The sequence below is a fragment of the Mycobacterium sp. E740 genome (genome assembly GCF_001672895.1).
In the GTDB taxonomy this organism is placed as follows: domain Bacteria; phylum Actinomycetota; class Actinomycetes; order Mycobacteriales; family Mycobacteriaceae; genus Mycobacterium.
On sequence record NZ_LZKP01000114.1, the window covers coordinates 1 to 6054 of the forward strand.

Annotated in this window: 5 protein-coding genes; 4 read left to right on the forward strand and 1 reads right to left on the reverse strand. The window is 68.7% G+C overall.

All coding sequences use genetic code 11. The features are described from left to right. On the reverse strand, positions 1–529 hold a 529-nt coding region (locus A5663_RS11065), incomplete at its 3' end, for a phosphoribosyltransferase (RefSeq protein WP_068148129.1). 93 nt (positions 530–622) lie between these two features. Between A5663_RS11065 and A5663_RS11070 the strand changes: the two genes are divergently transcribed. The 4 genes from A5663_RS11070 to A5663_RS11085 form a co-directional block, all read left to right on the forward strand. Beyond that, on the forward strand, positions 623–1972 hold the full coding sequence (locus A5663_RS11070; RefSeq protein ID WP_068148131.1) for a TIGR01777 family oxidoreductase: 1350 nt from the start codon (positions 623–625) through the stop codon (positions 1970–1972). Positions 1973–2020: 48 nt separating this feature from the next. Further along, entirely contained in the window at positions 2021–3568 is a 1548-nt protein-coding gene (locus A5663_RS11075) for a phospholipase D-like domain-containing protein (RefSeq protein ID WP_068148134.1), read from the forward strand. Beyond that, positions 3565–5106: a phospholipase D-like domain-containing protein gene (locus tag A5663_RS11080; RefSeq protein ID WP_068148135.1), complete on the forward strand. Its 1542-nt coding sequence runs from the start codon at positions 3565–3567 to the stop codon at positions 5104–5106. The genes A5663_RS11075 and A5663_RS11080 overlap by 4 nt, the downstream gene beginning before the upstream one ends. A gap of 46 nt (positions 5107–5152) precedes the next feature. Further along, a partial coding sequence (locus A5663_RS11085; RefSeq protein ID WP_197503367.1) for a DUF222 domain-containing protein occupies positions 5153–6054 on the forward strand: 902 nt, incomplete at its 3' end.

Below are 6054 nucleotides of genomic sequence, written 5' to 3' on the forward strand. Positions count from 1 at the left end.
CGGAGGCCGGTCCGACCGGAACTGCGATGACAACTCGAGCCGGCTCCTGTGCCCGCACCGCACGCACCGCCGCGAGCATGCTGGCGCCGGTGGCGATTCCGTCGTCGACGAGGATCACGGTCTTGCCGGCGATCTCGATCGGAGCCCGGTCACCGCGGTAGACCCGCTCGCGGCGATTCAACTCCTCGGTCTCGCGGGCGATCGCCGCCTGTATCGCCTCGTCGCCGATCCCGAGGCTGCGCACCAGCTGATCGTTGATGACCACGCCGCCGCCGCTGGCCAGCGCGCCCATGGCCAATTCCTCCCACTGCGGCACGCCGAGCTTGCGAACCAGGAAGACGTCGAGCGGCGCGTGCAACGCGCGCGCCACCTCCCAGCCGACCGGCACACCGCCGCGCGGCAGACCCAGCACCACCACGTCCTGGTCGCGGTAGGACGTCAACTCGTTCGCCAAGACTTCACCGGCGTCTCGGCGGTTCTGGTACACACGTCCGGCGCTGTGACGCGTGAGCCCGCTCCATCCGCTCATCACAGTTCGTTTCGAGGTGGGACTTCTCAGCCTACGACCGCGGATAGCCGCCCGGGCGCAATCCATCGGCGTCACGGCTACGAAGATCTACCCGTGGGGATCGAATACGAGAGCTTCATCGACCACCCGCTCGACGAGGTGTTCGCATGGCATGCCCGGCCGGGCGCGATGCGGCGGCTGGTTCCGCCGTGGCAGCCGATGACTGTCGTGGCCGAAGCGCAGTCGCTGGCCGACGGGCGAGCGGTGCTGCGCCTGCCCGGGGGTCTGCGCTGGATCGCACAACACGACCCGGCCCGCTACGACCCGCCCCGGCGCTTCGTCGACGAGCTGTCGTCGCACGGACCGGCAACATGGCCGACCCGGCTGGTCGGCCGGTGGACCCACACGCACGAATTCAGTGCGGCTCCCGGCGGCACGCGGATCTACGACCGCATCGACACCCGGGTTCCGGCTGCGGCGCTGCGCTCGATGTTCGTCTACCGACATCGCCAGTTGACCGACGACCTCGCCGCGCACCGACGCGCCGCGGACGCCGGCCTGCAACCGCTGACGGTCGCGGTGAGCGGCGCCTCGGGTCTGGTCGGGTCGTCCTTGTCGGCGTTTCTCAGCACCGGCGGGCACCGGGTGATACGGCTGGTGCGACGCACAGCGCAGGGTTCGGACGAACGACAATGGAACCCGCAGCGGCCGGATCCCGATCTGCTGGCCGACGTGGACGCGGTCGTACACCTGGCCGGCGCATCGATCGCCGGGCGCTTCACCGACGAGCACAAGACCGCCATCCGGGAAAGCCGCATCGAGCCGACACGACGGCTCGTCGACGCCGCCTTGGACGCGTCGAACGGACCGCGTGTCTTCGTCAGCGCTTCAGCGGTCGGGATCTACGGCTACGACCGCGGCGACGCGGTGTTGTGCGAAGAAAGCGTGCGCGGCGACGGATTCCTCGCCGACGTGGTCGCGGACTGGGAGGCGGCCACGACCGCGGGCGCCGAGGGGGGTCTGCGGGTCGTCAACGTGCGGACCGGCATCGTGCAGTCCGCGCGCGGCGGGACGCTTCGGCTGATGCGCCCGCTGTTCGCCGCCGGGCTGGGCGGCCGCCTCGGCAGCGGCAGGCAGTGGCTGCCGTGGATCACGCTCGACGACCTGCTCGACGTGTACCTTCGCGCGCTCTACGACAGTCGGCTCGCCGGTCCGGTGAACGCGGTCGCATCACACCCGGTGCGCAACGCCGAGTACACCAAAACACTGGCGCGGGTATTGCGGCGGCCGGCGATACTGCCGGTGCCGTCGATCGGCCCGCGGCTGCTGCTGGGTGAGCAAGGCGCCCGCGAGCTCGCCGAGGCGGACCAACGGGTGGTGCCCGCCGTGCTCCAGTCGCTGGGCCACCGGTTTCGTCATCCGCGCCTCGAGGGCGCGCTCGCGCACGAACTCGGCCGCGGCTGACGCTTTGCGACGTGCGTAAATTGCCGTCGGAGCGGGAAGTCCCACCGCGTGTCTGTGCTGGCTGAGTGGTTCCTCACGTCTGGCGAACGCGGCAACCCGAGCTGGGACCTGCCGGCGTGGAGCGAGGGCAATCAAGCCGAGGCCCTGATCCACGGGGCGACGTATTTCGATCGGCTCGTCACCGAGGTCGAGGCGCTGGGCGCCGGTGATCACCTGTTCTTCGCCGACTGGCGAGGCGACGCCGACGAAAGGCTGCGCGAGGACGGGCCGACCGTCGCCGAGCTGTTCCGCGCGGCGGCTGAGCGCGGCGTGCTGGTCAAAGGATTGATGTGGCGGTCGTATCCAAACGTGTTGCAGTTCAACGAAGAACAGAACCGCCACCTCGCCGAGACGATCGAGCGCGCCGGCGGTGAGGTGCTGCTTGACCAACGGGTGCTGGTCGGCGGATCGCATCATCAGCGGCTGGTGCTGCTGCGGCATCCCGAAGAACCGCACCGCGACGTTGCGTTCATCGGCGGCATCGACCTGTGCCACTCCCGACGCGACGACGCCGCTCATCGAGGCGACCCGCAGGCGGTGAAGATGTCGAGCCGCTACGGTGAGCGCCCACCGTGGCATGACGTGCAGTTGCAGGTCCGCGGTCCGGTCGTCGGCGCGCTGGACGTGACGTTTCGGGAACGGTGGACGGCTCGCGCACCCCTCGATCTGTTCAACCCGCTGGCCTGGTTACGCGACAGGTTCGCAGGACAGGACGGCCGCAAGCGTCCGTTGCCGGAGCAGCCACCCGACCCCGAACCGTGCGGGTCGCACGCGGTGCAGGTGCTGCGCACCTACGGCGATGCGCTGATCGAGTACGAGTTCGCCAAGGATGGTGAGCGCACGATCGCCCGCGGCTACAGCAAGGCGATCCGGCGTGCGCGGCGGCTGATCTATCTCGAGGACCAGTATCTGTGGTCGGAGGAGGTCGCGCGTCTGCTGGTCGATGCGCTGACCGCGAACCCGGAGTTGCAGCTGGTGGCGGTCGTACCACGCTACTTCGATTTGGAAGGCGGCCTCGGTCGCCCGCCGACGCTGGTGGGCCGCCAGCTGGCGCTCGACGCGTGCCGGCGCGCCGCACCGGACCGGGTCCACGTGTTCGACGTCGAAAACCACGAGGGCACACCGGTTTACGTCCACTCCAAGGTCTGCGTCATCGACGACACCTGGGCCTGCATCGGCAGCGACAACTTCAACCGGCGATCCTGGACACATGACAGCGAATTGTCGTGCGCGGTGCTCGACGCAGACGGCGCGTTCGCGCGTGATCTCCGGCTGCGGCTGCTGCGGGAACATCTCGACCGGGCGGATGACGGCAGCGAAGACGAGGGATTGACCGACCCGGTGACCGCCGTACGTGAAATCACCGCTTCTGCAGAAGCTTTGGAGGCGTGGCACCAGTCGGGCCGTCGCGGTTCGCGGCCGCCGGGCCGGTTGCGACCGCACGAGAGCGAACGAGTCGACCCGTTCACGCGGCTGTGGGCCGAGCCGGCCTACCGGATGATCTTCGACCCGGACGGCCGGTCGTATCGGGATCGGCTGTTGAGACGGCGGCCGTGACCGTTTCCGAATGGTTCCTCACGGCCGACGAGCGCGGTAATCCCGCGTCCGCGCTGCCGGCGTGGTGTGCGGGCAACCGGGTCGAGCCGCTCGTGCACGGCGCGACGTATTTCGACCAGCTCGCCCGCGAAGTGGAAGCGCTGCGGGCCGGTGACTATGTGTTCTTCACGGACTGGCGCGGTGATCCTGACCAGAAGATGCGCGACGAGGGCCCGACCGTGCGCGAATTGTTCTGCCGCGCAGCGGAACGCGGGGTAGTGGTCAAAGGCCTGGTGTGGCGGTCACATCTGGACAAGCTGACCTACAGCGAGGAGGAGAACCGTCACCTCGGTGAGCACATCGAACAGGCCGGCGGTGAGGTGCTGCTGGACCAGCGGGTGCGGATCGGCGGCTCGCACCACCAAAAGCTCGTCGTGATAAGGCATCCCGGCGCCCCCGAGCGCGATGTGGCCTTCACCGGCGGCATCGACCTGTGCCATTCGCGTCGCGACGACGCGCGACATCACGGTGATCCCCAGGCGGTGCAGATGTCACCCCAATACGGTGAGCACCCGCCGTGGCATGACGTGCAGCTGCGCCTGCACGGCCCGGTGGTCGGCGCGCTCGACATGACGTTTCGTGAACGGTGGAACGATCCGGCGTCGCTCGACATGCTCAACCCGTTGGCGTGGCTGCGGGACAAGTTCACCGGCGCCGACATGACGGCTGACCCCTTGCCGCAGCAGCCACCGGATCCGCCACCGTGCGGGCCACACACGGTGCAGGTGCTGCGCACCTATCCGGACGCCCACTTCGCGTACGACTTCGCGCCGCACGGTGAGCGCAGCATCGCGCGGGCCTATTGCAAGGTGGTGCCGCGCGCCCGTCGGCTGATCTATCTCGAGGACCAGTATCTGTGGTCGAAGCGGGTCGCCGAACTTTTCGCCCGCGCGCTGCGCGACAACCCCGATCTGCATCTCGTAGCGGTCGTCCCGCGTTATCCCGACGTGGATGGCCGGCTTTCCCTGCCGCCCAACCAGGTTGGCCGCTGGCAGGCCATCGAGACGTGTCGGCGGGCCAGCCCCGATCGCGTGCACATCTTCGATGTCGAGAATCACGAGGGCACCCCGGTGTATGTGCACGCCAAGGTGTGCGTCATCGACGATGTGTGGGCGTGTTCGGGCAGCGACAATTTCAACCGACGGTCGTGGACGCACGACAGCGAACTGTCCTGTGCGGTGCTGGATGACGACGGCGTCTTCGCCCGCGATTTCAGGCTGCGGCTGCTGCGGGAACATCTCGACCGTGCCGAGGACGGCAGCGCGGACGGCGGGCTCGGCGACCCGACCTCCGCGGTCGACGAGATCATCTCGGAGGCTGAGGCTTTGGAGGCTTGGTATGCAGCCGGCCAGTCTGGGCCGAGACCGCCCGGGCGGTTACGCCCGCACAAAGCCGAAAAGCTCGGGTCTCTGACGCGGCTGTGGGCGGAACCGGTGTACCGACTGATGTACGACCCGGATGGGCGGTCGTACCGGGACCGGCTACGCGGTCGGCTGTGACCCTGCCGAAAAGCCTGAGTCGGTGGATCGGTGTAGTATCGAACATGTGTTCGAAATAGCGGGTGCTGTGGATCTGCTTGAGGTGATGGGTGAGGCTCAGCGCGCCGAGCGGGTTGCGGTGGCGCGCAAGGTGATCGCTGCGGGCCGGTTCGGGTTGCGTCGGTTCGCGGCGATGGGCAACACCCACGCGAGTTGGTGTATTGACGATTGGGACGTGATCGCGTCCGAGGTCGCCGCGGAGTTGGGGGTCAGCCGTGGGCGCGCCTCGGCGATGATCTCCTATGGCTGCACGCTGATCGAGCAGTTACCGCGGCTGGGTGAGGTCTTTGGCGGCGGGCGCGTCGATTTCCGGGTGATCCGCATCATCGACTACCGAACCGCGCTGGTGGTCGATGAGCAGGCGATGGCGGTGATCGATGAGCGCCTGGCGCGGGCGGCGCCGGGGTGGAACAAGCTCTCCGATGCCCGGATCGCGCAGTTGGTCGACTGGATGGTGCTCGATGTCGATCCGGAGGCGTTGCGGGTGGCCCACAAACGCGACGAGGACCGCCATCTCGAGATCAACAACGAGGGGTACGGGACCGCCGAGGTGTGGGGCCGGTTACGCGCGACCGTCGGCGCGGCCCTGGATGAGAAATTGGCCCAATTGGCGGGCACGGTGTGCGGGGATGATCCGCGTACCGTGCGCCAGCGCCGCGCCGATGCGGTGGAGGCGTTGCTGGCCGGCGCAGCGAAGATGGCCTGCCGGTGCGACACCGGGCGCTGCGCGGCGGGTGGCCGGCCCGCCGCGGCGGCGGGTGTGGTGATCCATGTGATCGCCCAGGACGCGACCCTGGCCGGAAAGAGCGACACGCCGGGATATGCCCCCGGGATCGGGGTGCTGCCCGCGGCGCTGGTGCGCGAGATGGCCGCCACCGCCACCCTCAAACCGGTGCACATCCCCACCGA